The organism is Bosea sp. RAC05 (assembly GCF_001713455.1).
Taxonomy (GTDB): Bacteria; Pseudomonadota; Alphaproteobacteria; order Rhizobiales; family Beijerinckiaceae; genus Allobosea.
The window spans coordinates 247,501-273,865 of sequence record NZ_CP016464.1 but is presented as its reverse complement, the minus strand read 5'-3'; the positions used below and the strand labels follow the sequence as shown (position 1 = coordinate 273,865).

General features: G+C 69.2%; 31 protein-coding genes (1 of these 31 cut by a window edge). 12 read left to right on the top strand and 19 right to left on the bottom strand.

Features of this window, described 5'->3' with window-relative positions:
- Window positions 1–30 precede the first annotated feature (30 nt).
- From BSY19_RS04810 to BSY19_RS04800, 3 genes are all read left to right on the top strand, one after another.
- Entirely contained in the window at window positions 31–639 is a 609-nt protein-coding gene (locus tag BSY19_RS04810) for a LemA family protein (protein WP_069053152.1), read from the top strand.
- A gap of 109 nt (window positions 640–748) precedes the next feature.
- Complete coding sequence (locus BSY19_RS04805) at window positions 749–1,540, top strand: TPM domain-containing protein (protein ID WP_069053151.1); 792 nt, start codon at window positions 749–751, stop codon at window positions 1,538–1,540.
- Complete coding sequence (locus BSY19_RS04800; protein WP_083247400.1) at window positions 1,540–2,145, top strand: TPM domain-containing protein; 606 nt, start codon at window positions 1,540–1,542, stop codon at window positions 2,143–2,145. The genes BSY19_RS04805 and BSY19_RS04800 overlap by 1 nt, the downstream gene beginning before the upstream one ends.
- 7 nt (window positions 2,146–2,152) lie before the next feature.
- Here the strand turns inward: BSY19_RS04800 and BSY19_RS04795 are convergent, their stop codons facing one another.
- The 9 genes from BSY19_RS04795 to BSY19_RS04760 all read right to left on the bottom strand — a co-directional run bounded on the left by BSY19_RS04795 (window position 2,153) and on the right by BSY19_RS04760 (window position 9,648).
- Entirely contained in the window at window positions 2,153–2,911 is a 759-nt protein-coding gene (locus BSY19_RS04795; protein WP_069053149.1) for a DUF1223 domain-containing protein, read from the bottom strand.
- Between the two features lie 67 nt (window positions 2,912–2,978).
- Window positions 2,979–3,956 carry a lipid A biosynthesis lauroyl acyltransferase gene (locus BSY19_RS04790; RefSeq protein ID WP_257785735.1) on the bottom strand — a complete coding sequence of 326 codons (978 nt, stop codon included), beginning with the start codon at window positions 3,954–3,956 and terminating at the stop codon, window positions 2,979–2,981.
- Window positions 3,957–4,087: 131 nt separating this feature from the next.
- On the bottom strand, window positions 4,088–5,110 hold the full coding sequence (locus BSY19_RS04785) for a zinc-binding dehydrogenase (RefSeq protein WP_069053148.1): 1,023 nt from the start codon (window positions 5,108–5,110) through the stop codon (window positions 4,088–4,090).
- Window positions 5,111–5,225: 115 nt separating this feature from the next.
- Entirely contained in the window at window positions 5,226–5,408 is a 183-nt protein-coding gene (locus BSY19_RS26935) for a CopG family ribbon-helix-helix protein (RefSeq protein ID WP_171905087.1), read from the bottom strand.
- A gap of 112 nt (window positions 5,409–5,520) precedes the next feature.
- Window positions 5,521–6,267, bottom strand: a complete 747-nt coding sequence (locus BSY19_RS04780) for an SDR family oxidoreductase (protein ID WP_069053147.1) — start codon at window positions 6,265–6,267, stop codon at window positions 5,521–5,523.
- Window positions 6,264–7,577 (bottom strand): beta-ketoacyl-ACP synthase, encoded by a 1,314-nt coding sequence (locus BSY19_RS04775; RefSeq protein WP_069053146.1) that lies wholly within the window; start codon window positions 7,575–7,577, stop codon window positions 6,264–6,266. The genes BSY19_RS04780 and BSY19_RS04775 overlap by 4 nt, the downstream gene beginning before the upstream one ends.
- 10 nt (window positions 7,578–7,587) lie before the next feature.
- Window positions 7,588–8,715, bottom strand: a complete 1,128-nt coding sequence (locus BSY19_RS04770) for a beta-ketoacyl-ACP synthase (RefSeq protein WP_069053145.1) — start codon at window positions 8,713–8,715, stop codon at window positions 7,588–7,590.
- Window positions 8,712–9,185 carry a 3-hydroxyacyl-ACP dehydratase FabZ family protein gene (locus BSY19_RS04765; protein ID WP_069053144.1) on the bottom strand — a complete coding sequence of 158 codons (474 nt, stop codon included), beginning with the start codon at window positions 9,183–9,185 and terminating at the stop codon, window positions 8,712–8,714. The genes BSY19_RS04770 and BSY19_RS04765 overlap by 4 nt, the downstream gene beginning before the upstream one ends.
- A gap of 181 nt (window positions 9,186–9,366) precedes the next feature.
- Complete coding sequence (locus BSY19_RS04760; protein ID WP_069053143.1) at window positions 9,367–9,648, bottom strand: acyl carrier protein; 282 nt, start codon at window positions 9,646–9,648, stop codon at window positions 9,367–9,369.
- A 265-nt stretch (window positions 9,649–9,913) separates the two neighbouring features.
- Here BSY19_RS04760 and BSY19_RS04755 point away from each other — a divergent pair, with 265 nt between their 5' ends.
- Window positions 9,914–11,848 (top strand): methyl-accepting chemotaxis protein, encoded by a 1,935-nt coding sequence (locus BSY19_RS04755; RefSeq protein WP_069053142.1) that lies wholly within the window; start codon window positions 9,914–9,916, stop codon window positions 11,846–11,848.
- 111 nt (window positions 11,849–11,959) lie between these two features.
- Here the strand turns inward: BSY19_RS04755 and acnA are convergent, their stop codons facing one another.
- A complete protein-coding gene (gene acnA, locus BSY19_RS04750; RefSeq protein ID WP_069053141.1) occupies window positions 11,960–14,659 on the bottom strand; it encodes an aconitate hydratase AcnA in 2,700 nt (899 codons plus the stop codon).
- A 233-nt stretch (window positions 14,660–14,892) separates the two neighbouring features.
- On the opposite strand from acnA, the gene ccmA reads away from it, so the two are divergent.
- Window positions 14,893–15,513 (top strand): heme ABC exporter ATP-binding protein CcmA, encoded by a 621-nt coding sequence (gene ccmA / locus BSY19_RS04745; protein WP_069053140.1) that lies wholly within the window; start codon window positions 14,893–14,895, stop codon window positions 15,511–15,513.
- Window positions 15,510–16,178, top strand: a complete 669-nt coding sequence (gene ccmB, locus BSY19_RS04740; RefSeq protein WP_069053139.1) for a heme exporter protein CcmB — start codon at window positions 15,510–15,512, stop codon at window positions 16,176–16,178. Before ccmA ends, ccmB begins: the two co-directional genes overlap by 4 nt.
- A 4-nt stretch (window positions 16,179–16,182) precedes the next feature.
- Here the strand turns inward: ccmB and BSY19_RS04735 are convergent, their stop codons facing one another.
- On the bottom strand, window positions 16,183–16,425 hold the full coding sequence (locus BSY19_RS04735; protein WP_150129496.1) for a hypothetical protein: 243 nt from the start codon (window positions 16,423–16,425) through the stop codon (window positions 16,183–16,185).
- A gap of 327 nt (window positions 16,426–16,752) precedes the next feature.
- Between BSY19_RS04735 and BSY19_RS04730 the strand changes: the two genes are divergently transcribed.
- From BSY19_RS04730 to BSY19_RS04720, 3 genes are read left to right on the top strand one after another with little or no spacing between them, the layout of a single operon-like run.
- Window positions 16,753–17,514, top strand: a complete 762-nt coding sequence (locus tag BSY19_RS04730; protein WP_069053137.1) for a heme ABC transporter permease — start codon at window positions 16,753–16,755, stop codon at window positions 17,512–17,514.
- Between the two features lie 13 nt (window positions 17,515–17,527).
- The gene (ccmD, locus tag BSY19_RS04725) at window positions 17,528–17,701 is read left to right on the top strand and encodes a heme exporter protein CcmD (RefSeq protein WP_069053136.1); all 174 of its coding nucleotides are present in this window, start codon (window positions 17,528–17,530) and stop codon (window positions 17,699–17,701) included.
- Window positions 17,698–18,327, top strand: a complete 630-nt coding sequence (locus tag BSY19_RS04720) for a DsbE family thiol:disulfide interchange protein (protein ID WP_069053135.1) — start codon at window positions 17,698–17,700, stop codon at window positions 18,325–18,327. Before ccmD ends, BSY19_RS04720 begins: the two co-directional genes overlap by 4 nt.
- 152 nt (window positions 18,328–18,479) lie before the next feature.
- On the opposite strand, the gene purQ is transcribed toward BSY19_RS04720, so the two are convergent.
- From purQ to BSY19_RS04695, 5 genes are all read right to left on the bottom strand, one after another.
- Complete coding sequence (gene purQ, locus BSY19_RS04715) at window positions 18,480–19,175, bottom strand: phosphoribosylformylglycinamidine synthase subunit PurQ (protein WP_069053134.1); 696 nt, start codon at window positions 19,173–19,175, stop codon at window positions 18,480–18,482.
- 4 nt (window positions 19,176–19,179) lie between these two features.
- On the bottom strand, window positions 19,180–19,422 hold the full coding sequence (gene purS / locus BSY19_RS04710; protein ID WP_069053133.1) for a phosphoribosylformylglycinamidine synthase subunit PurS: 243 nt from the start codon (window positions 19,420–19,422) through the stop codon (window positions 19,180–19,182).
- An 82-nt stretch (window positions 19,423–19,504) separates the two neighbouring features.
- Window positions 19,505–20,155, bottom strand: a complete 651-nt coding sequence (locus BSY19_RS04705) for a hypothetical protein (protein WP_069053132.1) — start codon at window positions 20,153–20,155, stop codon at window positions 19,505–19,507.
- A 17-nt stretch (window positions 20,156–20,172) separates the two neighbouring features.
- Window positions 20,173–20,967 (bottom strand): phosphoribosylaminoimidazolesuccinocarboxamide synthase, encoded by a 795-nt coding sequence (purC, locus tag BSY19_RS04700; protein ID WP_069053131.1) that lies wholly within the window; start codon window positions 20,965–20,967, stop codon window positions 20,173–20,175.
- A gap of 54 nt (window positions 20,968–21,021) precedes the next feature.
- Window positions 21,022–21,228 (bottom strand): hypothetical protein, encoded by a 207-nt coding sequence (locus BSY19_RS04695; protein WP_069053130.1) that lies wholly within the window; start codon window positions 21,226–21,228, stop codon window positions 21,022–21,024.
- 90 nt (window positions 21,229–21,318) lie between these two features.
- Between BSY19_RS04695 and BSY19_RS04690 the strand changes: the two genes are divergently transcribed.
- Window positions 21,319–21,642 carry a DUF1476 domain-containing protein gene (locus BSY19_RS04690; RefSeq protein ID WP_069053129.1) on the top strand — a complete coding sequence of 108 codons (324 nt, stop codon included), beginning with the start codon at window positions 21,319–21,321 and terminating at the stop codon, window positions 21,640–21,642.
- 168 nt (window positions 21,643–21,810) lie between these two features.
- Complete coding sequence (locus BSY19_RS04685; protein WP_069053128.1) at window positions 21,811–22,590, top strand: HpcH/HpaI aldolase family protein; 780 nt, start codon at window positions 21,811–21,813, stop codon at window positions 22,588–22,590.
- A gap of 10 nt (window positions 22,591–22,600) precedes the next feature.
- On the opposite strand, the gene BSY19_RS04680 is transcribed toward BSY19_RS04685, so the two are convergent.
- Window positions 22,601–23,245: a DNA-3-methyladenine glycosylase family protein gene (locus tag BSY19_RS04680; RefSeq protein ID WP_069053127.1), complete on the bottom strand. Its 645-nt coding sequence runs from the start codon at window positions 23,243–23,245 to the stop codon at window positions 22,601–22,603.
- A gap of 120 nt (window positions 23,246–23,365) precedes the next feature.
- Between BSY19_RS04680 and gluQRS the strand changes: the two genes are divergently transcribed.
- The gene (gluQRS, locus tag BSY19_RS04675; protein ID WP_069053126.1) at window positions 23,366–24,262 is read left to right on the top strand and encodes a tRNA glutamyl-Q(34) synthetase GluQRS; all 897 of its coding nucleotides are present in this window, start codon (window positions 23,366–23,368) and stop codon (window positions 24,260–24,262) included.
- A gap of 6 nt (window positions 24,263–24,268) precedes the next feature.
- Here gluQRS and BSY19_RS04670 read toward each other — a convergent pair whose 3' ends face one another.
- Complete coding sequence (locus tag BSY19_RS04670; RefSeq protein WP_069053125.1) at window positions 24,269–25,186, bottom strand: AEC family transporter; 918 nt, start codon at window positions 25,184–25,186, stop codon at window positions 24,269–24,271.
- A 109-nt stretch (window positions 25,187–25,295) separates the two neighbouring features.
- Window positions 25,296–26,365, bottom strand: partial view of a M23 family metallopeptidase gene (locus BSY19_RS04665; protein ID WP_069053124.1) — the 3' portion only. Its footprint extends 958 nt past the window's final position; 1,070 of the gene's 2,028 nt are visible here — the last part of the coding sequence; its start codon lies beyond the right edge, outside the window; it ends in the stop codon at window positions 25,296–25,298.

Genomic DNA, 26,365 nt, shown 5'->3' with positions numbered 1-26,365 from the left:
TGTTTCCCGATCGTGCCAAGGGGGCCCGGCATGTCGCTTTCGTCCGTCTCATCTGTCCGCCGGCCCTTCGCCGTCGCTGCCATGGCCCTGCTCGGGCTGGTCCTGGCCGGCTGCGGCGTCAACAACGTGCCGACGCTGGAGGAAAAGGCCAAGGCGAGCTGGAGCGAGGTGCAGAACCAGTATCAGCGTCGCGCCGACCTGATTCCCAACCTCGTCGAGACGGTGAAGGGCTATGCGGCGCAGGAGCGCGAGGTTCTGACCGCCGTGGTCGAGGCCCGGGCCAAGGCGAGCCAGGTCAAGGTCGATGCCTCGACGATCACCGATCCCGCCAAGTTCAAGGAATATCAGGAGGCGCAGAACCAGCTCAGCGGCGCGCTGGGGCGGCTGCTGGTCACGGTCGAGCGCTATCCCGATCTGAAGTCGAACCAGAACTTCCTGGCGCTCCAGTCCCAGCTCGAAGGCACCGAGAACCGGGTCACCGTGGCGCGGCGCGACTACATCCAGGCGGTCCAGGCCTTCAACACGGAGATCCGCACCTTTCCGGGCGTGATCTGGGCGCGGCTGTTCTGGGGCGCCAAGGCGATGGAGACCTTTGCCGCGACGGCGGGAGCGGAGCGGCCGCCGGCCGTGAAGTTCTGAGGGCGCTCGACGGGGCCGGGCCATGCTGCTGACCCAGCCGTCATGCTCGGGCTCGACCCGAGCATCTCTTGGGAGAGATTCTCGGGTCTTCGCTTCGCTGCGCCCGAGAATGACGGCTGTGTGCCTCGCTCTGCTGACGGCCTTGTTCGGCTCGCTCGCGCTGGCCGCCGATCCGTCCTACCCCGCGCTCTCCGGCCGCATCGTCGATGGCTCGAACCTGATCGCGGCCGAGGCGCGCCAGCGGATCGAGACCAAGCTCAAGGCCCATGAGGACAAGACCTCCGACCAGATCGTCGTCGCGACGGTGCCCTCGCTGCAGGGGCTGAGCATCGAAGACTATGCCAACGGCCTGTTCCGGTTCTGGAAGCTCGGCCAGGCCAAGACCAACAACGGCGTCCTGCTGCTGGTCGCGCCGACCGAGCGCAAGGTCCGCATCGAGGTGGGCTATGGGCTGGAAGGGGCGCTCACCGACGCGCTCTCCAAGGTCATCATCACCACGGCGGTGGCACCGAAGTTCAAGGCGGGCGACTTCGCCGGCGGCATCGAGGGCGGCGTCGACGCGATCGTGACCATCCTCGCCGGCGATGCGGAAGAGTGGCAGCGGCGCGCGAGCGTGCGCAGCGACGAGACATCGTCGGTCGACATCATCGCGATGGTGGTCATGATGGCGCTGGTCCTGATCATCGTCGCCGCCTTCATCCGGGAGTTCGGCGGCACCGACGCGTCGCGCCGGCACCGCCTGCGCAACGGGCGCTGGGTGACGCTGCCGCAAAGCTCCGGCTGGAGCACGGGTTCGGGCGGAAGCTGGAGCTCGGGATCCGGTGGGGGCTCGGGTTCGAGCGGCGGCTTCTCCGGGGGCGGCGGATCATCGGGCGGCGGCGGGGCTTCGGGAGACTGGTGATGGACGAGCAGGACCGGGAGGCGATTGCCGAGGCCGTGCGCGAGGCCGAGGGCCAGACGGCGGGAGAGATCGTCGTCATGATCGACCGGGCGGCGGCGAGCTATCGCATGGTGCCGGTGGCGATGGCGCTGACGCTCTCGCTGCTGGTGCCCTGGCCGCTGCTTGCGATGACGGAAACGAGCGCGCCGCGGATCTTCCTGATCCAGCTCGTCTGCGCCGTGCTGCTGCTGGCGAGCCTGCTCTGGTATGGCCGCGGCGGGCGCTTCGTGCCCGGTTTCGTCAAGCGCCGGCGCGCCCATGACGTCGCGCTGCGCGAATTCACGGCGCGGGGCCTGAGCCGCACGCGGCAGCGGACGGGGGTGCTGCTCTACGTCGCGATCCAGGAGCGCTATGCCGAGATCATCGCCGACAGCGGCATCGACGGCCGGGTCGAGCAGGCGGTCTGGGACGGGATCGTCGAGTCGGTCGTGCTCGCGGGCCGCGAAGACCGGCTGCGCGAGGGGATCGTCACCGCGGTGCGCGCGATCGGCGCCGTCCTGGCGAACCATGCTCCGCGCTCGCCCGACGACGTCGACGAACTGCCGAACAATGTCGTGATCCTGTGAGTGCCGCTCAGCGCGGGCTGCGGGCCGCTGCGAGCACCGCGGACGGCATGACGCCGGATTTGCCCTGACGCTCGGCCTGGACGAGGACGACATAGCTGTCGACCTCGGCCCCCTGCGTGACGGCGATCGGCGCCGTGAGGGTCGCCTGCCGGCCATCCCAATCGCCGATGCGCGTCATGCCGCGCACGACATTGGCATAGGCCACGGTCTTGCCCTGGTTCTCGCCGCGGCCGATCGGCACGGTGACCATCTTTGTCGTGGTCGCAACCCAGACGCCGGCCGTCCGCTCCTGTGCGTCGCCGATCGGGGCGAGGGTCACCACGAGCTGCCCGCTGTCTTCCTTCACCCCGAGCTTCGCGACGAAGCCGCCGCCGGGGGGCTGCTTCGATGCCCGCTCGATCTCGCCGCGGTCGGACCCGACGACATGCGCCGCGCCGTTGATCACGGCCTGGGGGGTGTAGACCTGCCCGTCCCCGCGGGCCTTGGCGTAGTATTTCTGGCGCTTGGCGAAGCTGTCCTTGCCGAGCGTGTCCTTCCAGCCGAGATAGTCCCAGTAGGTCACCGGCAGGGTCAGGGTGATGATGTCCGGCTGCTTCGCCAGATCGACGAAGAGGGCGTCCGCCGGCGGGCAGGACGAGCAGCCCTGGCTGGTGAAGAGCTCGACCACGGCCCGGGGCTGGAGGTCCGGGGCCTGCGCGCGCGCGGTGGCGGCGCCCAGCACGAGCAGGGCGGCAGCGGCGGACAGGAGGGGCGCGGAACGTTTCATGGCTTGAACTCGGCGAGACCTTACATCTCAGGCGTTACCAAAGCGCCCCATTCGTCTCACTTCAAAATCACGTTGCCTTGAAAACAGGGGATGGTGCAACGGCCGGTGCCTCCGCGGCGGCGGCGGCCGAGATCATGTTCGGGCGCCAGCGGCGGTGCATCCAGAGCCATTGCTCGGGATGTTCGCGGACCCAGCCCTCGACCACGGCCGTCATCATCGCCATCGCGCCCTGCACGTCGATCTCGCCCTGCGCATCGCGGGGCAGGTCGAGCGCTGGCGTCAGCTGCAGCCGGAAGCGCTGGTTCGGCAGGCGGATGACGCGCACGCCGTGCACCGGGCATTCGAAGCGGCGCGCGAACTTGCCGAGAATCGGGTTGGTCAGGGCCGGGCGGCCCATGAAGGGCACGACGACGCCTCGGGTGAAGTGCTGGTCGATGAGCATGCCCAGATGACCGTCGCGCTCGAGCACGCCCTGCATGGCGAAGGCGGCGCCCTGTTTGGCGGCGGCGAGCCCGCCCATCGCGCCGGAGCGGATCTCGTGGACGACCGCGGCGATGGCGGGGTCGTTCGGCGCCCGGAAGACGGCGGTCGTGTCGAGATCATAGGCCTGGGCGCAGATCGCCGGCAGTTCCCAATTGGCGAGATGCGCCGAGAAGATCAGGCCGGGCTTCGCGTCGTCCTTCAGCGCGATGAAATGCTCGATGCCCTCGACTTCGACGCGGGAGGGCGCGTCGGGATGGAGGTAATCGTAGTCGAAGAGCGTCTTGAGATGGGCGTATTCGGCGGCGGTGCGGCCGAGATTCTCCCAGGCGCCGCGCGCGATCCGGCGCACCTCGGGCTCGGCCATGCCGGGAAAGGCGGCCCGGATATTGGCCAGCGCGACGCGGTTGACCGGAATCAGCGGGCTCGCCGTGCGCAGCAGCCAGCCGCCGAGGTCGCTCGAGCGCTCGGGGCCAAGCAGGCGCAGGGAGGCGAACAGGGCCCGGATCAGGCCGATCATCACCGCCGCGCCGGCGCGTGCGGCGATTGCTTTCAAGCGTCTCAAGATCGGCCCGGTCCCCACGCGCCCCTGTGGCCGCTGCGGCCGGGCTGGAGCCGCGACTTGCGGCAGGACGGCGGTTTCGTCAAGTTTTCAGCCGAAGCCGCCGGGTTGCGGCCCGTCGGCCCGCCGCGCCGTCAGAAGGTCACGACGACCTTGCCGAAGACCTGCCGGCCCTCGAGGCGCGCCAGTCCCTTCTCGAAATCCTCGAGCGGAAACACCGAATCGATCACCGGCTTCATGCCGGCCGCCATCTTGTCGAGCGACTGGCGGATGTTCTCGATGCGGCAGCCGAAGGAGCCGGTGATGCGGTACTGCTGCTGGAACAGCTGCATCAGGTTGATCGTGGCCGACGCCCCCGAGGTCGCACCGCAGGTGACGAGGCGGCCGCCGCGCTTGAGGCAGAGCAGCGAGCCGTTCCAGGTGTCGGCGCCGACATGCTCGAAGACGACGTCGACGCCTTTCCGCTTCGTCAGGCGGCGGACCTCGCCCTCGAAGCGCTCGGTCTTGTAGTTGACGACGTAGTCGGCGCCGAGCTCGGCGGCCTTGCGGCCCTTCTCGTCGTCGCCGACGGTCGTGTAGACGGTGCAGCCGATCGCCTTGGCCATCAGGATCGCGGCGGTGCCGATGCCGGAGCCGCCGGCATGCACCAGGACTGATTCACCGGGCTCGAGCTTGGCATTGTCGAACAGCATGTGCTGGACCGTGCCGAAGCCGATCGGCGCGCAGGCGGCGTCTTCGAAGGAGACGCCGGCCGGCGCCTTGACGACGAGCCTTGCCGCCTTGTTCAGGTATTCGCGGGCGAAGCCGTCGATATGGAAGCCCATGATCCCGGCGACGTTCTCGCAGAGATTGTCGCGGCCCTCGCGGCAGGCCTTGCAGTGGCCGCAGGTCTCGGCGCCATAGGCGGTAACGGTATCGCCAACGGCGAGCCCGGTGACGCCCTCGCCGACGCAGACGATCTCGCCCGAGGCCTCGACGCCGGCGGCCTGGGGCATCTTGCGCTTGGCGAAGGCCATGCCGCGGAAGCCCCAGACGTCGAGATAGTTCAGCGCGACGGCGCGGATGCGGATCTGGACCTCGCCGGCGGCGGGAGGCGGCGGCGGGTCGATCTCCTCGAGACGGAGGTCGCGGTCGCCGTGAAGTTGAAGTGAACGCATGGGAAGACGGGGTCTCTTTTTCAGTCGCTGCAGCGCGGCGCGGGGTGCCACCGGTCCATCACAGTTCAAGGCAATCTGTTGTTGTGACGGCGCGACAAGGGGTCTGATCAGCGGCTCAGGGACTGTTCGTCGCTGTGCCATGCGGAAAGGCGGTCTGCTCTGGGCTTTTGTGGTGAACCGCATCGACGTAATTTTCGATCGCGGTCGCAATAATCCATTCCGGCGAACGATCCGTTTGAGCAGCCAGTTCTTTTACGATGGCGGCGATCTGAGGCTCCAGCTCGATTGTTATGTCCATAGCACGACTCCTCATGTCGCCATTCCGAGCAGAGCGAAGCCATCACTTCGCGGCCGGAGGCGACTAGATTGCGCCGTAGACACGCTCCCCGCAACGACGGATGCGGGTCATCTCAGCGGTGGACGCCGAGCTGCGCGGTCACGCCGCCGTCGATCGGGATGACCGTGCCGGTGATGTAGGCGGCGGGTTCGCTCATCAGGAAGGCGGCAAGGCCACCGACCTCGTCTGGCCTAGCGAAGCGCCCCGCCGGGATCTGCGCCTGCATCTTGTCGCGATAGGCGGCATAGGGCGCCATCATGTCGGTGTCGACGAAGCCCGGCGCGATGACGTTGACGGTGACGCCGCGCTTGCCGGTCTCGACCGCGAGCGTCTTCGCATAGGAGATCAGCGCGCCCTTGGAGGCGGCGTAAGCCGCGTTGCCGGGGTTGCCGCGCAGCGCCGCGACCGAGCCGATGGCGACGATGCGCCCGGAGCGGGCACGGATCATGGACCGCATCAGACTCTTGGCGAGGCGGGTGAAGGCCCAGAAATTGACCTGCATGGCCGCTTCCGCCTTGTCCTGCGCCATCATCGCGGCGAGCGAATCATAGGGCTGGCCGGCATTGTGGACGAGGCCGAAATAGCTCTCGCCCTCGCGCTCCTCGCAGAAGGCGTCGAGCGCCGCCTTGTCGGAGAGGTCGAGCGGCAGGGCCTGGATGGCGCGGCCGGGATGCGCGGCGGCGATCTCGGCGGCGAGCGCCAGCGCCTGCTCGCCCGAGGCGCGATAGGTGAAGTCGACATTGTGGCCGGCCGCGGCCAGCGCCCGGACGATGGCCGCGCCGACGCCCTTGGCGCCGCCGGTGACGAGAATTTTGGTCATGAGCGGGTGGGCTCCGCGGTCAGGACGAGGCTGGTGTTCTGCCCGCCGAAGCCGAAGGAGTTCGACAGCACCGTCCGCACCCGGGCGTCGCGGGCGACGTTGGGCACCACATCGAGCGCGATCGCGGGATCGGGCGTGACATAGTTGATCGTCGGCGGGATGCGACCATGCGCGATGGTGAGGAAGGAGATCACCGCCTCGACTGCGCCGGCCGCCGTCAGCGTGTGGCCGATCATCGACTTGTTGGACGACATCGGCAGGCGCGCCATGCGCTCGCCGAAGACGGCAGCGCAGCTCATCGCCTCCATCTTGTCGTTCTCCGGCGTCGAGGTGCCGTGGGCGTTGATGTAGTCGACGTCGTCGGGGCTCAGGCCGGCATCGGCCAGCGCATCCTGCATGGCGAGGATGGCGGGCTTGCCGTCCGGGCTAGAGCGGGTGCGGTGGAAGCCGTCGCCGCGCTCGCCGCAGCCGGCGACGATGCCGAGGATGGTCGCCCCGCGCGCCAGGGCGTGGTCGTAGTCCTCCAGCACCAGCGCGCCCGCGCCTTCGCCCATGACGAAGCCGTCGCGGTTCTTGGAGAAGGGTTTGGCGGCGGCTTCGGGCGGGTCGTTCTGGGTCGAGAGCGCCGAGAGCAGCGAGAAGCGGATCAGCGCCTCGGCATGGATCGAGCCGTCGGTGCCGATGCAGAGCGCGGCCTGCGTTTCGCCGCGGCGGATCGCCTCGACACCCATCTGGATCGCGGTGGCGCCCGAGGAGCAGGCGGTCGAGAGCGAGATCGGCGAGCCTTTTGTCCCGAAAGCATCGGCGACATGGTCGGCGACGGTGCCGAACAGGAACATCTCGTGCATCGCCTTGAAGCGCAGCGAGGCGGCGGCGCTGAGCAGGCCGCGATAGTCGACGTCGCCCTCCAGCGTCGCGGCGAGCTCCTGCTTCTGCGGCCACTCCATCTCGACGGGAGGCACCGCCATGAAGAGCTCACCCGGGAAGTCGCCCGGCCGGCCGATGCCGCTCTGGCCGACAGCCTCCTCGGCCGCCAGCATGGCGAGCTTTTCGGAGAGCTGCGGAGCGGAGAAGGGGCCGTCGAAGAGGAAATCGACCGTTCCGCCGATCGTGGTGCGCAGCCCCTGCGTCGGGAAGCGCTCGATGGCATGGATGCCCGAGCGGCCGGCGGTGAGCGCGTCCCAGTTCGCGTCCTTGCCCTGGCCGAGCGAGGTGACAATGCCCAGCCCGGTGACGGCGACGACGGGTCGGCCCTTGGAATCGCGGTGGGCGGTGGCTGGGGTCTTGGCAGAGGCGGGCTTGGCGCTCATCGGACGCTCCTCACAGGGCCACCAGGCGGGCGGCGCCTTCGCCGCGCCAATGGCCGGCGCCGGTGACGACGGCCTCGCGCGCCTGGCCCTTCGACAGGGCGGCGGCGGCGAGCGCGACCGAGACGGGGAAGGCGGCCTCGACCGCGTGGCCGAGCAGATCACCGGCCGCGACGCGGCGCGCCTGCGGCAGGGTCGCCAGCGCAGCCGCCTCCTCGGCGGTGATGCCGGCGACGCCGGTGGCGGCCGAGACGGCGAGCGCGCCGGGGGCGATGGGGCCGAGATCGGCGAGCAGGCCGCGCAGCGCCGCCTCGACCGCGCCGGGCTGGCGCTTCGAGCGGGTCGCGACGACGGCGTCGAGCCGGGCCAGGACGGTGGCGCCGCGGGCGGCCGCGCGCTCGGCCGATTCCAGCACGAGGAAGGCCGAGGCGCTGCCCGTGATCAGGCCCGGTGCGGCCTGCCGCTCGAAGACGGGGGCGAAATCGCCCTTGCGCAGATAGCCGCCGAGCTCGAACAGCAGCAGCATGTCCTGCCGCTCGGCATTGTAGGAACCGCCGACCAGCATGATTTCGGCCTGGCCCGCGGCGATGCGGGCATGGGCGGTGCGGACCGCGTCGACCCCGGCCTGCTCCTCGCCCATGAAGGTGCGCGAGGCACCGGTGATGCCGTGGACGATGCCGATATTGCCGGCGAGCAGGTTGGAGAGCTGGGCCAGGAACAGCGTCGGGCGCAGGTCGCCCATCAGCCGCTCGTTGAGGAAGGCGCCGGGCGCGTTGGCGCCACGCAGACCGGTGAGGATGGCGCTGTCGACGGCATGGTCGCGCTCGCCGCCGCCGGCGGCGACGATAACCTGGAGCACCGCCTTGGCCGCGGCATCGTCCTTCAGCCCCGCGCCGTCGAGCGCGAGGCCGGCGGCATAGACGCCGAGGCGCTGCCAGGGCTCCATCTGGCGCTGGTCGGACTTCTTGGGGATCTGCCGGTCGAGTTCGAGGGCTTTCAGCGGATGAACCGGATAGGGCGCGAAGCTCGTCGCGTCGACGACGGGCGCGGCCATGGCCGCCAGCGCGTCCGCATGGGTGTCGATGCCCTCGCCCAGGCTGGAGGCGAGGCCGATGCCGGTGATGACGACGCCGTGCTTCATGATCGGGCCTGTTCCGGAACGAGGCCGATGGCGGCCAGGCGTGCCTCCATCAGGCTGCGCATGTCGGCGGGGAAGGGCATCAGGCGGAAGCGCAGTTCCGCATCGCAGATCGGCTTGCCGTCGATGGCGATGCGCGCCTTGGTCGCGGCATAGCCCGAGCCCTCGATGACGAGTTCGGCGGCGATGTCGAGCACGGCGTCCGGCTCGACGAAGGTGCGAAAGCGGGCCTTGTCGACGGTCATCAGGAAGGGCATCTGCGTCAGCCCGTTGAGGGCGAGCAGCAGATAGCCCGACGCCTGCGCCATCGTCTCGGTCAGGAGCACGCCGGGCACGAGCGGATGGCCGGGAAAATGGCCCTCGAAGACGGGGCTGGCATCGGCTGCCGGCACGGTCGAGCGCGTCGTGATCCGCTTCTCGCCCGGCTCGAAGGCGACGACGCGGTCGATCATGTCGAAGTATTCGAGGCGCATGCGCTTCCGATCGTCGGTCTCGGGGCGTCGAAGCCGGCCCCGACGCGGCTCTGCTCTAAACGCTGATCCGGCGCGGCTCAAGCCGGCGCCCTCGCCAAAGCAGGACGGCCCCCATCCCGGGGTGTCGCGGACATCGCGTCCGCGCCCCGGGTGAGGGCCGTGATCACAGCGGTGATGGAGCTCAGGCCGCCTTGGCGGCGACGAGGTCGTCGATGCGCTTGCAGAGGTTTTCGAGCACGAAATACTGCTCGGCGGGCGCCTTGCCCTCGTTGACTTCCTGCGTCCACTGCTCGAGCGGGAGCTTGATGCCAAAGGCCTTGTCGATCGCGAAGGCGATGTCGAGGAAGGCCAGCGAGTCGATGCCGAGATCGTCGATGGCGTGGCTTTCGGGCGCGATCTTCTCGCGCGGAATGTCGCAGGTCTCCGAAATGATTCCGGCGACCGTCTCGAACGTGGCGGACATGCGGGTGCTCCCGTCGTGATGATGGAGGCGGACGACATCCGGGCGCGGACGATCGTCCTGCGCCTGCCCCAAGCCCCCCGCCAAGGATGACTGTGACGCCCCCTTACACCGCGGGGGGTAAGAGGACAACTCCGACGAGTCCGAAGCCGGGATCGCCTCACGGGCGTGGGGTCAGCGGATTGTACGCAGAAATTGTGTGATTGACCTTGCGTTAACCATCCGGTGCGACCCTGTGCTGCTTTCGAGCCAAATGGGGGGATAGGCCGTGGTTTCGCTGAAAACGCGCTTTGCCTTGCTATGCCTGTTTCTGGCCGTCATCACGAGCGCTGTGGCGGGCATCGGGATCCACTCCTCGTCGCGCATGGGCTCGGCCATCGACGACCTCGCCAATTCCGCGACCGCCATCCGCAACCACACCATCGGCGACATGCTGCATGACGGTTTGCGCGCCGATGTCTATGCGGCGCTGATCCGCTCGGACGCCGGGCAGGACGGTGCCGAGACCATCGCCGAGACGCGCACCCACGCCCAGGAGTTCTCCGAACGGATCGCCGCCACAAAGGCGATCGTGAGTTCGCCCCAGACGCTCGCGCGGCTGCAGGCGCTGGACGAGCCCCTGAAGAACTACATCGCCCAGGCGGTGACGCTGGTCGAACTCGCCTTCAGGGACCGCAAGGCGGCGCTCGCGGGCATGGCCCTGTTCGACGAGCGCTTTGAGGCGCTCGAAACCTCGATGAAGGAGGCGGGCGATGCGCTGGAGGCGGAGGCGCTGGCGGCGCAGACCGGCGCGGGCAGCGCCCGCCAGCTCGCCGCCGGCGTTGCGATCGCGGGACTGATCATCGCGCTGCTGACGGCCATGGGTCTCTATGCCGCGGTGCTGCGCAGCATCATCAGGCCGATCGCGGAGATCGTCGCGACGATGCGGCAGCGCGGTTCGGACGCGATGGCGGCCGTGATCCCCCATCGCGACCGGCGCGACGAGATCGGCGAGATGGCCCGCACCATCGGCTCCTATCAGGACGTACTGGCCGGGCGTGCGGCCGAGGAGCGGCTGCGGCGCGACGAGGACCTGCGGGCCTCGCAGCGCCAGGCCGAGGCCTTCGCCGAAACCGCACAGCAGATCAGGCGGGCGGTCGATGCGGCGGTCCATGGCGATTTCAGCCAGCGCGTCGACCCCGGGGCGCAGCAGGGCGAGATGACGGCACTGGTGACCGGGATCAACCAGATCAATGTCGCGATCGACGGCGCGACGACGACCTTCGCGGATATCCTGGAAGCCATCGCCGAGGGCGACCTGACCCGCAGCGTCAGCGCCGACTATTCGGGCAAGCTCGGCTCGGTGAGCGCATCGATCAACGGGATGGTCGAGAAGCTCGCCATGACGGTGAGCGTGATCAAGCAGACGGCGCGCGAGGTCGCGGCGGCCGCCGAAGAGATCAAGGCGGGGGCGGAGAACCTGTCGACCCGCACGGAAGAGCAGGCCTCGTCGCTGGAAGAGACCGCGGCCACCACCGAGCAACTCGCGGCCTCGGTGAAGGCCTCGGCCAATGCCTCGCGCCAGGCGGTCGATCTCGCCGAGAACGCAACGCGGGTCGCCCGCAATGGCGGGGCGATCGTGACCGACGCGATCGGCGCGATGAACCGCATCGAGCAGGCCAGCGGCAAGATCACCGACATCACCTCGGTCATCGACGGCATTGCCTTCCAGACCAATCTGCTGGCGCTGAACGCGGCGGTCGAGGCTGCGAGGGCGGGCGATGCCGGCAAGGGCTTCGCGGTCGTGGCTTCCGAGGTCCGGGCGCTGGCGCAGCAATCCGCGGATGCGGCCAAGAGCATCTCCGGCCTGATCAGCGACACCACGCAGGAGGTGGCTGCCGGGGTCAAGCTCGTGCGGAGCGCGGGCGAGGTGCTGGGCGAGATCGTCGAGGCGACCCAGAAGGTGGCCGGCACGGTGACGGAGGTCGCCGCCGCCTCGGGCGAACAGTCGAACGGCATCGACGAGATGAGCCAGACCGTCGCGCGGATGGACGAGATGACGCAGCAGAACGCGGCGCTGGCCGAGGAAAGCGCGGCTTCCGCCGTCCTGCTCGGACGCAAGATCGCGGAACTCGATGCGCTGGTGGCCGCGTTCCGCACCGCGGGCGTCGCCCGGGCCGCGGTCCGTCCGGCGGCTGCCGTGCCGCTGCGCCTGGCGGGTTGACGGGCGGCCCGCCCGCTTCGACCCCTCTCAAGCGAAAAGGGCTGCGGCATCGTGCGATGCCGCAGCCCTCGATTGTTTCGACCAGTCCGCGCGTGCGGACTATGGCTGCGCTCAGGCGGCGAGGCCGCGCAGCACGTAGTGCAGGATGCCGGCGTTCTTGAAGTAGTCGATCTCGTCCAGCGTATCGATGCGGCAGAGGATCGGCACCTTCTTGACCGAACCGTCGGCCGAGGTGATCTCGGCCTCCAGCATCTGGCGCGGCTTGACCGTGGCCAGACCCTTGATCGAGACGGTCTCGTCGCCCTTCAGGTCGAGCGAGGCCCAGCTCGTGCCCTCCTGAAGGGTGAAGGGGACGACACCCATGCCGACCAGGTTCGAGCGGTGGATGCGCTCGAAGCTCTGCGCGATCACGGCCTTGACGCCGAGCAGGTTGGTGCCCTTCGCCGCCCAGTCGCGCGACGAGCCGTTGCCGTATTCGACGCCGGCGAAGACGACCAGCGGCACCTTCTCCTGCTGATAGCGCATCGCCGCGTCGTAGATCGGCAGCTCTTCCTTGCTCGGATAGTGGATGGTGTAGCCACCCTCGCGCCCGTTGGGGCCCATCATGTGGTTGCGGATGCGGATGTTGGCGAAGGTGCCGCGCATCATCACCTCGTGATTGCCGCGGCGCGTGCCGTACTGGTTGAAGTCGGCCACGGCGACGCCATGCTCGGTGAGATAGGCGCCGGCGGGCGAGGCGGCCTTGATCGAACCGGCCGGCGAGATGTGGTCGGTGGTGATCTTGTCGCCGAAGAGGCCGAGGATGCGGGCGCCCTTGATGTCGGTGACCGGCGTCGGCGTCTTGCTGATGCCCTGGAAGTAGGGCGGGTTCTGGACGTAGGTCGAGGCGTCCTCCCAGGCGTAGGTCTGGCTTTCCGGGGTCTTCACCGCCTGCCAGTGCGCATCGCCCTTGAAGACGTCGGCATATTTCGCCTCGAAGATGGCGCGCGTGACGTTCTTGGCGATGAAGTCCTGGATCTCCTTGTTGGAGGGCCAGATGTCCTTGAGGAACACCGGCTTGCCGTCGGAGCCGGTGCCGAGCGGCTCGGTCGTCAGGTCCATCTGGACCGAACCGGCCAGCGCATAGGCGACGACCAGCGGCGGCGAGGCGAGGTAGTTCGCCTGCACGTCGGGCGAGACGCGGCCCTCGAAGTTGCGGTTGCCGGAGATGACGGCGCCCGCGATCAGGCCCTGATCGTTGATGGCCTTCGAGATCGGCGCCGGCAGCGGGCCGGAATTGCCGATGCAGGTGGTGCAGCCGAAGCCGACCAGGTTGAAGCCGAGCTTGTCGAGATCGGCCTGCAGGCCGGCCTTGGCGAGGTATTCGGCGACGACCTGCGAGCCGGGCGCCAGCGAGGTCTTGACCCAGGGCTTGACGGTCAGGCCCTTGGCGACCGCGTTGCGGGCGAGCAGGCCCGCCGCCATCAGCACGGACGGGTTCGAGGTGTTGGTGCAGGAGGTGATGGCGGCGATGACGACGTCGCCATGGCCGAGATCGAAGGACTGGCCCTCGACCGGCACGCGGCGCGAAATCTCGCCGCCCTTCTTGTACTCGGTGTCCATCGCCGCCTTGAAGCCCTTGGCGACGCCGTTCAGGTCGATGCGGCCCTCGGGGCGCTTGGGGCCGGCCATCGAGGGCTGGACGGTCGAGAGATCGAGTTCGAGCGTGTCGGTGAAGACCGGATCGGCGGTCTCGATCGTCGCGAACAAACCTTGCGCCTTGCTGTAGGCCTCGACCAGCGCGATCCGGTCGGTCTTGCGGCCGGTCGTGGTGAGGTATTCGAGCGTCTCGGCATCGACCGGGAAGAAGCCGCAGGTGGCGCCGTATTCCGGGCCCATGTTTGCGATGGTGGCGCGGTCGGCCAGCGTCAGGTTGTAGAGGCCCGGGCCGAAGAACTCGACGAACTTGCCGACGACGCCCTTCTTGCGCAGCATCTGCGTGACGGTCAGCACGAGGTCGGTGGCGGTGATGCCTTCCTTGAGCGAGCCGGTCAGCTTGAAGCCGATTACCTCGGGCAGCAGCATCGACTGCGGCTGGCCGAGCATCGCGGCCTCGGCCTCGATGCCGCCGACGCCCCAGCCGAGCACGGCCAGGCCATTGACCATGGTGGTGTGCGAATCAGTGCCGACGACGGTGTCGGGATAGGCGACCTCGACCTCGGCGCCGTCGATGGTCTCCTTGCGGGTCCAGACCGTCTGGGCGAGGTATTCGAGATTGACCTGGTGGCAGATGCCGGTGCCGGGCGGGACGACGCGGAAATTGTCGAAGGCGCCCTGGCCCCATTTCAGGAAGCGGTAGCGCTCGCCATTGCGCTCATATTCAAGCTCGACGTTCTGGGAGAGCGCCTTGGGCGTGCCGAACTCGTCGACGATGACCGAATGGTCGATGACGAGATCGACCGGCACGAGCGGGTTGATCTTGGCCGGGTCGCCGCCGAGCGCGACGACGCCGTCACGCATGGCGGCGAGGTCGACCACGGCGGGGACGCCGGTGAAGTCCTGCATCAGCACGCGGGCGGGACGGAAGCCGATCTCCTTGCCGGCGGTGCCCCTGTCGGTCAGCCAGGCGACGAAGCCCTCGATGTCGGCCTTGAAGACCGAGCGGCCATCCTCGAAGCGCAGCAGGTTCTCCAGCAGCACCTTCATCGAGAAGGGCAGCTTCGAGATGCCCGGCAGGCCGTTCTGTTCGGCCAGCGGCAGGGAGTAGTAGACATAGGTCTTGTCGCCGACGGTGAGCGTCTGGCGGCATTTGAAGGAATCGAGCGAAGCCATGCGGGCTGATCCTGATCAAGGGGTTGCGGTCGCGAACCGGCGGACACCCTTGCGGGATCGCCAGATCGAAGGCCTATTGCGCATGTCGCGCGCGCCGCCCCGGGAGTGCCCGAGCCCCGCGCCGGATCGGCGTGCGGCGTAGCCACGGGCTCTATAGAGCAATTCCAAGAAGCCCGCTACATGAACGAAGCGCGTTCTTGCGCAATCCTGACGCTCCGGAAGATGCTCCTGTCTTGACGCGCCCGCCCTATCCCACCCTCGTCCTCGACGTCGACCGGCTGGCCTGCCGCCGCGGCGGTCGCCTGATCTTTTCTGATCTCGGCTTCCGGCTCGGCAATGGCGAGGCGATCGCGCTGACGGGGCGCAACGGGGCCGGCAAGTCGAGCCTGCTCGCCATGCTGTGCGGGCGGCTGCGGCCGGATGCGGGCACGATCAAGATCGTGGGGGCCGAGGAGGTCGCGCCGGTCGAGGTCAGCCATGTCGTCGGCCATCGCGATGGGCTGAAGACGGCGCTGACGGCGCAGGAGAACCTGGTCTTCGCGCAGGCGCTGCTGGGGGAGGCGTTCCTCTCGCCGGCCGAGGCGCTGGCCGCGGTCGGCCTGCCCCATGTCGCGGCGCTGCCGGTCGGCTATCTCTCGGCCGGACAGCGCCGCCGCGTCGCGCTCGCCCGGCTCCTCGTCGCACGGCGGCCGATCTGGCTGCTCGACGAGCCGATGTCGGCGCTCGATGCCGCGGCCCAGTCCATGCTGAGCGGTCTGATGCGGGATCATCTGGCGCAGGGCGGGGCGATCCTGGCCGCGACGCATGGTCCGCTCGGGCTGGACGGCGTGCGCGATGTAAGGATCGGGCCGTGACCCGCGCCTTCCTCGCCATCCTGAAGCGCGATCTTGCGCTCGCCTCGCGGGCCGGTGGCGGCGGCGAACTCGCGCTCGTCTTCTTCCTGACCATCGTCGTGCTCGTGCCCTTCGCGCTCGGGCCCGATCTCAACCTGCTCTCGCGAATCGGCCCCGCCATCCTGTGGCTGGGCGCGCTTCTGTCGATGCTGATCGGGCTCGACCGGCTGTTCCAGGGCGACGAGGAGGATGGCTCGCTCGACCTGATCCGCGCGTCCGTGCTGCCGCTGGAACTCGCCGTGCTGGCCAAGGGCTTGGCGCATTGGCTGACGACGGGCCTGCCGCTGGCGCTGGCGGCGCCGCTGCTCGGGCTCCTCGTGGCGCTGCCGGGCGAGGCGATGCTGCCGGTGGCTGCGACGCTGCTCGTCGGCACGCCGGCGCTCAGCTTCATCGGCGCCGGCGCTGCGGCGCTGACGGCGGGCCTGCGGCGCGGCGGGCTGATCCTGCCCGTGCTGGTGGCGCCGCTGACGGTGCCGGTGCTGATCTTCGGCGTTTCGGCGTCGAATGCCGCGCTGGGCGGGACGATTCCCTTCCGCACGCCGTTCCTGATCCTGTGCGCGCTGTCGCTGGCGGCGATCGTCGTCGGGACACTGGCGGCCGCGGCGGCGCTGCGGCAGGCGGAGTAGCGTCTCAGCGAGCCGCGATTCGACCGGAGCCGTGGTGCCGGCCGCCGAGCTGGACGGCGCAGCCATACTGGCTGGCGAGGCGGGCCACGCTGGCGGCGACCGTGCCGATCTCGAGACCCAGCCCGCCATGGCGGCCGAGAATCTCCCTCGCGGTCGCGTCGACGTCGAGCACGCGCGATTCGCCGGCCTTGGCGCGAACCATGGTCTCGACGTCACGCTGGATCGCGTCCGGCAGATGCCGCGTCATGACCATTCCTTTTCGGATTCGCCAGACCCTACCAAGCAAACCGGGAGTGGACAACCGCAAGCGACGATATATCAATCGTCTCAATCTCTTAGCATTTGAATGAAGGTGTATCGGCATCGGCGCGGGTTCCGCCTGCCGTGGGGCTGGAGGCGAGATGGCGGGGCGAGACCCGGCGCAACCGTCCCACCGCGGCGGCCACCGGCCGGGTGCGAAAGGGGGCGGACGTCCCGATGTCGCATGGCCGGCTAGCGGATTGCTGCGGCTGGCCTGCCTTGATAATGCTGCGTCGGCCGCTTTGGGGGCAGCCTCCGAGCATGATGCGATGACATGGCTGGCCTGATCGATCTCGCAAATCCGACGCGCTTCATGCGCCTCTCCGCCGTGCTGCTGCCCTGGTCGACGGGCGTGGCCGGTGTTTTGCTGACCGTGGGCTTCTATCTCGCCTGGTTCGTGGCGCCGGCCGACTATCAGCAGGGCGAGACCATCCGCATCATGTTCGTGCATGTGCCGGCCGCCTGGCTCGCCATGATGTTCTACACGATGATGACGCTCTCGGCGCTCGGCACGCTGGTCTGGCGGCACCCGCTCGCCGATGTCGCGCAGAAGGCCGCAGCTCCGATCGGCGCCGCCTTCGCCCTGATCTGCCTGCTCACCGGCGCCTTCTGGGGCAAGCCGATGTGGGGGACCTACTGGGTCTGGGATGCGCGGCTGACCTCGATGCTGGTTCTGCTCCTGATCTATCTCGGCATCATGGCGCTGTGGCGCACGCTGGACGAGCCGTCCCAGGCCGGGCGTGCGGTGGCGATCCTGACGCTGGTCGGCTTCGTCAACGTGCCGATCATCAAGTTCTCGGTCGACTGGTGGAACACGCTGCACCAGCCGGCCTCGGTGCTGCGGCTGGACGGGCCGACGATCCATCCCTCGATGCTCTGGCCGCTGCTGATCCTGGCGCTTGGCTTCACCCTGATGGCGATCACGCTGCATCTGGTGGCGATGCGCGCCGAGATCATGCGGCGGCGCGTGCGGACGCTGACGATCCTGGAAGCGGAGCGGCTCGACCGTCTGGCGGCGGGGAGCGCGCCGGCATGAGGACCGATCGGTCATGAGCGGGCTCGGGCCGCATGCCGGCTTCATCCTAGCGTCCTACGCTGCCGTCGCAGTCGTGCTGGGCGGGCTCGTGGCGTCCGTCCTGCTCGATCACAGGGCCCAGAAGCGGGCGCTGGCCGAGCTCGAGCAACGTGGCGCCGGCCGTCGCGCGGAACGGGAATCGCCATGAGCCAGCTCGAGAACCAAGCCGAGAGCCAGCTCGAGGGCCAGGCGGAGGCGGCGCCGCGCCGCCGCTCGCCGCTGCTGTTCCTGCTGCCGCTGGTCCTGTTCGGCGCGCTGGCGGTCGTCTTCCTCGTCGGGCTCTTCGCCGGCGACGCCAGCAAGGTGCCCTCCGCGCTGATCGGGAAGCCGGCGCCGCCCGTCACTCTCACCGCGCTGGAGGGGCTGCAGCGCGACGGGCGTCCGGTTCCCGCCTTCGGCATGGCCGATCTCACGGCCGGCCGCGCGACCATCGTCAACGTCTTCGCGAGCTGGTGCGCGCCCTGCCGGGTCGAGCATCCCTTCCTGGTGGCGCTCGCCGATTCGCCGCAGGTCAAGGCGGGGCGCGTCGCCGTGGTCGGCATCAACTACAAGGACGAGGCGGAGAATGCGCGCCGGTTCCTCGGCGCGCTCGGCAATCCCTATTCCGCGGTCGGCGTCGATCGGTCGGGCCGCGCCGCGATCGAATGGGGCGTCTATGGCGTTCCGGAAACCTTCGTGATCGGGCCCGACGGGCGCATTCTCGAAAAGCATGTCGGCCCGCTCGACGCCGCGAGCGCCGGCCGGCTGCTGGCGCGGGCGGTGGCGGGCAAGTGATACCGATCGCTTCGCCGAAGCCTTGACCGTGACGCGTCATTCCGGACGCAGCGAAGCGGAGATCCGGAGTCCATCATCGAGCGTCGGCGCCCTTCGATGGATCCCGGGGCAAGCCCGGGATGACGGGGATGGTTCCGAGGGGAGTGACGGCTTCAGGCCGCCTTCTTGCCGCCCATCAGGCTTTCGAACATCCCGCGACCATCGGTGCCGCCGGTCAGCGAATCGATCAGGTTCTCGGGGTGCGGCATCAGGCCGAGCACGTTGAAGCCGGGCGAATAGATGCCGGCGATGTTGTTGAGCGAGCCGTTGGGATTGGCCTGCGCCGTGACCTGCCCCTGCGCGTCGGCATAGCGGAAGGCGACGAGGCCTTCGCCCTCGAGCCGCGCCAGCGTCTCCGGGTCGGCGACGTAGTTGCCCTCGCCATGGGCGATGCAGACATCGATGACCTGGCCCCGCGCATAGGCGGAGGTATAGGGCGTGTCGGCGCGCTCGACCGTGAGGTGCTGGCGCCTGCAGACGAATTTGAGATCGGCGTTGCGCATCAGGATGCCCGGCAGGAGCCCTGCCTCGCAGGCGATCTGGAAGCCGTTGCAGATGCCCAGCACATAGCCGCCGCGGGCGGCGTGCGCCCGGGTCGCGTCCATGACGTTGGCGCGGCCGGCGATGGCGCCGGTGCGCAGATAGTCGCCATAGGAGAAGCCGCCGGGCAGTACGACGAGGTCGGTTCCCGCTGGCAGTTCGGTGTCGGCGTGCCAGACATGGGCGACGCTGGCGCCGGCCTGCTTCAGCGCCTTGGCGACGTCGCCGTCACGGTTGGAGCCGGGGAAGGTGATGACGGCGGCTTTCATCGGATTAGGCCCCGATCTCGACGCGGTAGTTCTCGATCACGGTGTTGGCGAGCAGCTTCTCGCAGGCGGTCTTGAGCGCGGCTTCCGCCGCGGCCTTGTCGGAGCCCGACAGCTCGATGTCGAAGACCTTGCCCTGGCGGACCGAGCCGACACCCTCGATGCCGAGGGACTTCAGCGCGCCCTCGATCGCCTTGCCCTGCGGATCGAGCACGCCGGTCTTGAGGGTGACGGTGACGCGGGCTTTCATGGCGATCTCCAGAGGGGCGTTCTGCGGCTGCCTTAACGGCGAATCGAACCGGGCTCAACCGGAATGGCCGGTTTCACGTGAATCAGCGGCTGCGCCATGCGGCCACCGCATCGCGGCGGGCGCTCTCGGCCTCCGCGGAGACGGCGATGGCGAGCACGAGCTGGTCGCCCTCGCGCGCATGCAGGATCGCGGTCGCGGCGCTCTTGCTGCCAAGATCCTTGGTGTTCGTGTCGCTGGCGCCCGTGTCGCGCGCGCGGATCTCGACGAGGAGGCCACTCGCGCCCTCGGCCTCGAAGCGGCTGACGCGGGTCGTGCTCTTGGGCCGCGCATCCGCCTTGCCGGTAGTGGGCTTCGGCGCGGCCGGCTTTCGCGCGGGATCGGATGGCGGCTTCGAGAACAGGCGGGCGAGGCGCTCCGGATCGGCCTTCAGGGCCTGCTCCATCTTGTCCGCCTCGCGGCCGGAGAAGGCGATGACCGAGGCGAAGCCCTGCCGCGCGCAGCTCTCGCGTGGGCAGACCACCATGGTGCGCGCCTCGATGCCGTCGTTCAGCACCCAGCCGCCGATCGGGAGCGGCTGCCAGCCCTGGGCGGCGGGCAGCTCGGCGATCCCTGCGCCGAAATCGCCGGCGCAGCCGGACAGCAGCAGCGCGGCGGTGAGCGGGCCCATGACGCGAAAACGGGAGCGCAGGCGCTCCCGTTTCAGGATCTGGCGCGGCGGCGAGCCGGCGTCCATGGCAGCCGTCGACGGGCTTACTGGACGAGGCGGGGGCCGGCCGGGCCGGCCTTCTCGTTCTCGCCGAGGATGCCGAGGCGGCGGGCGACTTCGGTGTAGGCCTCGATGAGGCCACCCATGTCGCGGCGGAACCGGTCCTTGTCGAGCTTGTCCTTGGACTTGATGTCCCAGAGACGGCAGGAATCGGGGCTGATCTCGTCGGCGACGACGATGCGCATCATCTCGCCCTCCCAGAGCCGGCCGCATTCCATCTTGAAGTCGACGAGACGGATGCCGGCGCCGAGGAAGAGGCCGGAGAGGAAGTCGTTGACGCGGATGGCGAGCGCCATGATGTCGTCGATCTCCTGGGGCGTCGCCCAGCCGAAGGCGGTGATGTGCTCTTCCGAGACCATCGGATCGCCCAGCGCATCGTTCTTGTAATAGAACTCGATGATCGAGCGCGGCAGCTGCGTGCCCTCCTCGAGCCCCAGCCGGGTCGAGAGCGAGCCGGCGGCGACATTGCGCACGACGACCTCGAGCGGAATGATCTCGACCTCGCGGATCAGCTGCTCGCGCATGTTCAGCCGGCGGATGAAATGCGTGGGAACGCCGATGTCGTTCAGGTTGGAGAAGATGTGCTCGCAGATGCGGTTGTTGAGCACGCCCTTGCCGTCGATGACTTCGTGCTTCTTGGCGTTGAAGGCGGTGGCGTCATCCTTGAAGTGCTGGATCAGCGTTCCGGGCTCGGGTCCCTCATAGAGGACCTTCGCCTTGCCTTCGTAGATGCGACGGCGGCGATTCATTGGGATATACCGTGGCTTGAGGAAATCCAAAGGTCGGCCTTTCTCTGGACGCGGGTCGCCCCGCGGCGGGATCTGGGCCCCTGGTCAGCCGGTCCAGCTCGAATCCGGGCTGATTCCGACCAGGTTGGAATCAGCGTAGACCGCGCTGCCGGCCGGCTCAATGTGCGGGCCGCCCAGCAGGGCCGCCCGTGCGCCCGCTATATGGCGCTTCTGCACCGCAAACGCAACAAACCGCTCCGCGCCGCCGGTTTTCCGCGCCACCGGCCGGCGCTCGCAGCGGAGCATCCGCATTCGGACTGGTCTGTTCCCGCGCGACATCCTATATGGCGGCGGCGTGTCTCCCAGAGCCGTTCCAGCCCTGCCCGCAAAGGACTTTACCGCATGACGACCTTCGATCAGCGCAAGGATGCCTTCGAGAACAAGTTCGCCCATGACGAGGAGCTGCGCTTCAAGGCCACCGCGCGGCGCAACAAGCTGCTCGGGCTGTGGGCGGCCGAGAAGCTTGGCAAGGCCGGCGCCGATGCCGACGCCTATGCGAAGGCCGTGGTCGTGGCCGATTTCGAGGAAGCCGGCGACGACGACGTGCTGCGCAAGGTCCGCGGCGATTTCGCGGCGGGCGGCGTGTCGGTCGGCGACGACGAGATCCGCCGCGTGATGGGCGAGCTCTTGATCCGGGCGGCCGAGGAGATCCAGGCGGGCCGCTGAGCGGTCCGTCCGGTCCGAGGCGCCCCGAGAGCGTCGAGCCCGCGCAAACGCAGGGCGTGATTGAAGCGGGCGCATGGGCGCCCGTTTGCATTTGGGGCGCGGGCCGGTCCAACGTGGCGCACCCGCCGGCCGAGCCAAGAGCGGGGCCCGCAACGGATGAAACGCGCCATGGCCACACAGACTGTCCTGTCCTCCCTCGCCGATCGCCTCGCCCGGGGGGACAGCCTCGTTTCCGCCTGGTGCGGGCTTCAGGACCCCGCGATCGCGGGCGTGCTCGCCAAGGAAGGCTTCGACGCCGTCACCCTCGACATGCAGCACGGGCCGATCACGCTGGGCGAGGTCATCCGGGCCGTGCCGCTGATCAACGCCGCCGGCAAGCCGGCGCTGGCGCGCATTCCCGTCGGCGAGTTCCAGAACGTGTCGCGGCTGTTCGATGCCGGCGCGTCGGGCGTCATCGCGCCGATGATCAACACCATGGCGGATGCCCGCGCGTTTGCCGCCTATGCCAAGTATCCGCCGATGGGCGAGCGGAGCTGGGGCAGCTATGGCGGGCTGGGGGCCTCGGGGCTCGACCAGAACGGCTATCTGCGCGAGGCCAACCGCTTCTCGCTGACCTTCGCGATGATCGAGACGCGCGAGGCCATGGCGATCCTCGACGACATCCTGGCGCTGGACGGGATCGATGCCGTCTTCGTCGGTCCCTCCGACCTCTCGATCGCGCTCTCCGGCGGCAAGGAGGTCAATCCGCTCTCGGCCGAGGTCGACGAGGCGATCCGCCACATCGTGGCGCGGGCATCGTCGGTCGGGAAGCCGGTTGCGATCTACGCGCAGTCGGCCGAGCGGGCGAAGGCCTTCCTGGCGATGGGTGCGAAGCTGGTGACGGTGATGAGCGACACCGCCTTCCTGCGCGGCGCGGCCCAGACCGCGCTGACCCAGCTCGGGCGCTGAAGGCCGTCCGTCAGGCGTTCACGCCCTCGCGGGATTTGAGCACGGCGTATTCGGCCCAGAGCAGCCGGGCGGCGACGCCCCGCCAGGGGCGCCAGGGTTCAGCCAGCGCCTCGAGCGCAGCCGCAACCGGCCGCGCCGGCAGGCCGAAGGCGACCCGGGCCGCCTCCTGGATCGCCAGATCGCCCGGCGCGAAGCCGTCGCGATGACCGAGGCAGAACAAGAGATAGATGTCGGCCGTCCAGGGGCCTATCCCCGGGACGGCCGTGAGATGACGGTGGACCTCCTCGGCCGTCGCGTCCTCCAGCCGGTCGAAGCGCAGTCGGCCCTCGGCGATGGCCGCGGCGACGGCGCGCATCGCGCGCTGCTTCGGGCGCGTCAGGCCCGACAACCGCATCGCCTCGTCGTCGGCTGCGAGGATGCGGTCAGGGGTCAGGGGTGACAGCACCGACTCGACGCGCGCCCAGACGGCCCGCGCGCTGGCGACGGAGAGCTGCTGCGAGACGATGATCGCCGCCAGCCCCGGAAAGCCGCCCTCCCGCCGTCGCAGCGGCGGGATGCCTGTGCGCGCGACGATGGGATACCAGCGGGGGTCGAGCGCGCAGAGCGCCGCCATGCCCTCTTCGAGATCGGCTGTCGTGGTGATGAGGTTTGTCATGGCGTCCCGATCTGCCAGATGCCGCCACCCGCAGGCGTCAGCAGCATCGCCACCTGGCCTTTCCCACCCTCGAGCCTGCCCCCGCTTGGCGGCCCCTCCCGGTGATTCTAGACAGGACGCATGCCGCCGTCGCCTCCCACCTCTGAACCGCCGGTCCTGCGCTTCGCGCCGAGCCCGAACGGGCGGCTGCATCTCGGGCACGCGCTGTCGGCGCTGACGAATGAGCGCCTGGCCCGGGCGATGGGCGGGCGCCTGCTGCTGCGCATCGAGGACATCGACCGCGCGCGCTGCACGCCCACCTTCGAGCAGGGGCTGCGCGACGATCTGGATTGGCTGGGCGTCCCCTTCGCAGGCGAGGTCCGGCGGCAGTCCGAGCATTTCGGCGATTATCGCGTCGCGCTCGAGGGGCTGCGCCGGCACGGCCTGGTCTATCCCTGCTTCTGCTCGCGGCAGGAGGTGCGCGCCGCCGCATCCGCCCGGGCCCAGGAGACGGGCGAAGCCTGGCCGGTCGATCCGGACGGCGCGCCGCTCTATCCGGGATGCTGCCGCGGCCTCGATTCGGGGCAGGCGGAGGGCCGGATCGCCTCGGGCGCGCCGCATCTGCTGCGGCTCGACCTCGAACGCGCGCTGGCGGCCGTCGGGGAGGACCTCGACTATGGCGTCTTCGACGCTTCGGGCGGCGTCACGCGCGTCGTCGTGCAGCCGCGGCGCTGGGGCGACGTCGTGCTGGCGCGCAAGGACGTCCCGACGAGCTATCACCTGTCCGTCGTCGTCGACGATGCGCTGCAGGGCGTGACGCATGTGGTGCGCGGGCGCGATCTCGAGGCCGCCACCGACATCCATGTCCTGCTGCAGCGGCTGCTCGGCCTGCCGACTCCGCTCTATCATTTCCATGACCTGCTGGCGGATGCGGAGGGGCGCAAGCTCGCCAAGAGCCGGGGATCGCGGAGCCTGGCCGATCTCAGGGCCGAGGGTGTCACCGCGGCGCAGATCCGGCACGATCTCGGCTTCGGTTGAGCGGCGTCAGCCGACACCCAGCCAGGTCAGCCAGGCGGCGGTGGTGAACAGCGAGATCAGCGTCGAGAGCGTGATCGCGCTGGAGGCGTCGGCGACGCCCTGGCGATAGCGCTCCGCGAAGAGATAGGCGTTGATGCCACAGGGGCAGGCGGCGAACAGCACCGCCACGCCCGACCAGTGCGGCGGCATGTCGAAGACCTTCGTCGCCAGCACATAGACGATCAGCGGATGCAGGCCGAGCTTGAGCGCGCTCAGCGCCACCGGCAGCCCGAGCCCGGACTCCAGCCCGTAGCGGCGCATGCTGATGCCGAGGCTGATCAGCGCGCAGGGGACGGCTGCCGCCGCGATCAGATCGATCAGCGTCCAGAACGGGGCGGGCAGCTGCCCGACGACGGGGCGCGCCAGCATGCCCAGGATGATGCCGATGATGATCGGGTGGGTGAAGAGCCGCCGGATCATCATCGCGGGCGAGGCCGAGCGACCTTCCGCCAGCAGCGTCGCGACCGTCATCGTGACGGGCAGGTGGATCGCCAGCAGCAGGCCGAGCGGCACGGCGCCGGCGTCGCCATAGGCCTTCAGGATCATCGGGACGCCGACGAAGACCGTGTTGGACTGGGCGGCGGCGAAGCCGGAGACGACGAGCTCCGGCCCCTTGCGGGCGAAGACGCGGCTCGCGATCAGCATGGCCAGTGCCCAGACGATGGCGAGGCCGGTGAAATAGGCGATCCAGTAGCCCCAGGGCTGGGTCTGCGGAACGTCGGCTGTGGCCAGGGTGCGGAAGAGCAGGCAGGGCACGGCCAGAACGAAGACGAAATCGGAGAGGCCTTCGCCGGTGGTCTCGCGCAGGAGCTTCGTCCAGCGCGCCAGATAGCCGAGCGCGATCAGGCCGAAGACGGGCAGGACGACGAGCAGGGCGGCGAGCATGGTGCGGCACCGGCGCAGGAGGAGGACCGTCCCTGCGCGTGTCCGCTCGGCCGGCGCAAGTCAAGCGTCGTGAGCGGGTCGAGACGAGGCGAAGACGCCTGTCATGCGTTCAACGCAGTTGCGCGACCGCCCCGCCGGCGCGTTCGATCAGGACCTGAATCTCGTCGCGCTGGCGCTTGTATTCGGCCAGCGCCGGGCCCTGGAGCTCGCGGCCGCGCGGCACGCGGATCTTCATCGGGTTGACGAAGCTGCCATTGACCAGGACCTCGTAATGCAGATGAGGCCCGGTCGAGAGGCCGGTCGAGCCGAGATAGCCGATGACCTGGCCCTGGCGCACCTTGACGCCGGGCGCGATGCCCTTGGCGAAGGCCGACTGGTGCGAATAGGTCGTGACATAGCCGTTGGCGTGCTGGATCTCGATGCGGCGGCCATAGCCGGAATCCCATTCCGCCTTGATCACGGTGCCGTTGCCGGCGGCGAGGATCGGCGTGCCGATGCGGTTGGCCCAGTCGACGCCGGTATGCATCTTCGAATAGCGCATGATCGGGTGGTAGCGCATGCCGAAGCCCGAGCGCATCTCGCCATCGGCGATCGGCTTGCGCAGCAGGAACTTCTTCAGCGACTTCCCCTCCTCGTCGAAATAATCGATGAGGCCGTCCTCCGGCGCCTGGAAGCGGAAGACCCGGCGCGTCTCGCCGCCGATGGTCAGCGAGGCCGACAGGATCTCGGCGCGCTCGCCTTCGTCCTCCTCGGTGAAGATGACCTCGAGATTGTCGCCGCCGCGCACGCGCTGCTGGAAATCGAGATCATAGGAGAAGATGCGGACGAGCTCGTCGATCAGCGGCCGCGGCAGGTCATGCCGCATCCCGGTCTCGTAGATGCTCTCATAGAGACGCGCGCCGCCGCTTTCCTCGTCATCCCCGTCCTCGTCGTCCTCGGACCGGCGCTGCGGCCGCTGCGGACTGGCGAGCTCCTGCCGCGGCAGGTTGACGAGGACGAAGAGGCCGCGGTCGTTGACCGCCACCGTGCCATCCGGCTGGCCATTGGTCATGAGCGACACGCGCACGATCTGGCGCGGGTCGCCCGGGTTGAGGCCCGGCGCATAGAGAGCCTGCAGAACCTGGCCGTCCGGCAGCGGGGCGGTGCGGACGCGGCCGGCGAAGGCGGTCATCATGGCGC

What these genes read in the sequence shown, in the direction of transcription:
- BSY19_RS04810 (WP_069053152.1), top strand. Translation starts at nt 31, where the DNA reads ATGTCGCTTTCGTCCGTCTCATCTGTCCGCCGGCCCTTCGCCGTCGCT.
- BSY19_RS04805 (WP_069053151.1), top strand. Translation starts at nt 749, where the DNA reads ATGACGGCTGTGTGCCTCGCTCTGCTGACGGCCTTGTTCGGCTCGCTC.
- BSY19_RS04800 (WP_083247400.1), top strand. Translation starts at nt 1,540, where the DNA reads ATGGACGAGCAGGACCGGGAGGCGATTGCCGAGGCCGTGCGCGAGGCC.
- BSY19_RS04795 (WP_069053149.1), bottom strand. Translation starts at nt 2,911, where the DNA reads ATGAAACGTTCCGCGCCCCTCCTGTCCGCCGCTGCCGCCCTGCTCGTG.
- BSY19_RS04785 (WP_069053148.1), bottom strand. Translation starts at nt 5,110, where the DNA reads ATGCGTTCACTTCAACTTCACGGCGACCGCGACCTCCGTCTCGAGGAG.
- BSY19_RS26935 (WP_171905087.1), bottom strand. Translation starts at nt 5,408, where the DNA reads ATGGACATAACAATCGAGCTGGAGCCTCAGATCGCCGCCATCGTAAAA.
- BSY19_RS04780 (WP_069053147.1), bottom strand. Translation starts at nt 6,267, where the DNA reads ATGACCAAAATTCTCGTCACCGGCGGCGCCAAGGGCGTCGGCGCGGCC.
- BSY19_RS04775 (WP_069053146.1), bottom strand. Translation starts at nt 7,577, where the DNA reads ATGAGCGCCAAGCCCGCCTCTGCCAAGACCCCAGCCACCGCCCACCGC.
- BSY19_RS04770 (WP_069053145.1), bottom strand. Translation starts at nt 8,715, where the DNA reads ATGAAGCACGGCGTCGTCATCACCGGCATCGGCCTCGCCTCCAGCCTG.
- BSY19_RS04765 (WP_069053144.1), bottom strand. Translation starts at nt 9,185, where the DNA reads ATGCGCCTCGAATACTTCGACATGATCGACCGCGTCGTCGCCTTCGAG.
- BSY19_RS04760 (WP_069053143.1), bottom strand. Translation starts at nt 9,648, where the DNA reads ATGTCCGCCACGTTCGAGACGGTCGCCGGAATCATTTCGGAGACCTGC.
- acnA (WP_069053141.1), bottom strand. Translation starts at nt 14,659, where the DNA reads ATGGCTTCGCTCGATTCCTTCAAATGCCGCCAGACGCTCACCGTCGGC.
- BSY19_RS04735 (WP_150129496.1), bottom strand. Translation starts at nt 16,425, where the DNA reads ATGACGCGGCATCTGCCGGACGCGATCCAGCGTGACGTCGAGACCATG.
- BSY19_RS04730 (WP_069053137.1), top strand. Translation starts at nt 16,753, where the DNA reads ATGGCTGGCCTGATCGATCTCGCAAATCCGACGCGCTTCATGCGCCTC.
- ccmD (WP_069053136.1), top strand. Translation starts at nt 17,528, where the DNA reads ATGAGCGGGCTCGGGCCGCATGCCGGCTTCATCCTAGCGTCCTACGCT.
- BSY19_RS04720 (WP_069053135.1), top strand. Translation starts at nt 17,698, where the DNA reads ATGAGCCAGCTCGAGAACCAAGCCGAGAGCCAGCTCGAGGGCCAGGCG.
- purQ (WP_069053134.1), bottom strand. Translation starts at nt 19,175, where the DNA reads ATGAAAGCCGCCGTCATCACCTTCCCCGGCTCCAACCGTGACGGCGAC.
- purS (WP_069053133.1), bottom strand. Translation starts at nt 19,422, where the DNA reads ATGAAAGCCCGCGTCACCGTCACCCTCAAGACCGGCGTGCTCGATCCG.
- BSY19_RS04705 (WP_069053132.1), bottom strand. Translation starts at nt 20,155, where the DNA reads ATGGACGCCGGCTCGCCGCCGCGCCAGATCCTGAAACGGGAGCGCCTG.
- BSY19_RS04695 (WP_069053130.1), bottom strand. Translation starts at nt 21,228, where the DNA reads ATGCGGATGCTCCGCTGCGAGCGCCGGCCGGTGGCGCGGAAAACCGGC.
- BSY19_RS04690 (WP_069053129.1), top strand. Translation starts at nt 21,319, where the DNA reads ATGACGACCTTCGATCAGCGCAAGGATGCCTTCGAGAACAAGTTCGCC.
- BSY19_RS04685 (WP_069053128.1), top strand. Translation starts at nt 21,811, where the DNA reads ATGGCCACACAGACTGTCCTGTCCTCCCTCGCCGATCGCCTCGCCCGG.
- BSY19_RS04680 (WP_069053127.1), bottom strand. Translation starts at nt 23,245, where the DNA reads ATGACAAACCTCATCACCACGACAGCCGATCTCGAAGAGGGCATGGCG.
- gluQRS (WP_069053126.1), top strand. Translation starts at nt 23,366, where the DNA reads ATGCCGCCGTCGCCTCCCACCTCTGAACCGCCGGTCCTGCGCTTCGCG.
- BSY19_RS04670 (WP_069053125.1), bottom strand. Translation starts at nt 25,186, where the DNA reads ATGCTCGCCGCCCTGCTCGTCGTCCTGCCCGTCTTCGGCCTGATCGCG.